This is a genomic window from Xenorhabdus santafensis (genome assembly GCF_033949405.1).
In the GTDB taxonomy this organism is placed as follows: Bacteria; Pseudomonadota; Gammaproteobacteria; order Enterobacterales; family Enterobacteriaceae; genus Xenorhabdus; species Xenorhabdus santafensis.
Genome location: NZ_VCDN01000410.1, coordinates 1 through 339, shown reverse-complemented (window position 1 = coordinate 339; position 339 = coordinate 1). Strand labels below are relative to the sequence as shown.

Annotated in this window: 1 protein-coding gene; it reads right to left on the bottom strand. The window is 26.8% G+C overall.

Annotated features, from left to right (window positions below; genetic code table 11):
• The coding region (locus FE392_RS22915; protein ID WP_319931983.1) for a hypothetical protein at nt 1-339 on the bottom strand (339 nt) is incomplete at both ends.

Here is a 339-nt window from a genome sequence, read left to right as displayed (position 1 = left end):
TAAAAATATTGACTTGCTTTGTTATGGTTGTTTTCTTCATAAAATCTTAGAGCTAAGATATCAGCATATTCTTTTACACATTCCCATAGTTTTTCTTGTTTAAAGTAAGTAATACCTTCTGAAATTGATGTTTCTAAAGTTAATATAGGAACTTTATTATTGAGTGCTTTTAAGATTTTAAAACGATGTTGGAATTCTTGATTGTTAAAGTCGTTACTAAGTTTTAAGCCTTTTTCAATTAGTTGTTCAGCGTAATTATGGTCATTTATTTTATAGTATTCAAATGCTTCTACGAAAAATGCTTTGAAATGGTTAGGATTGTTCTTTGTTACTTCAGAT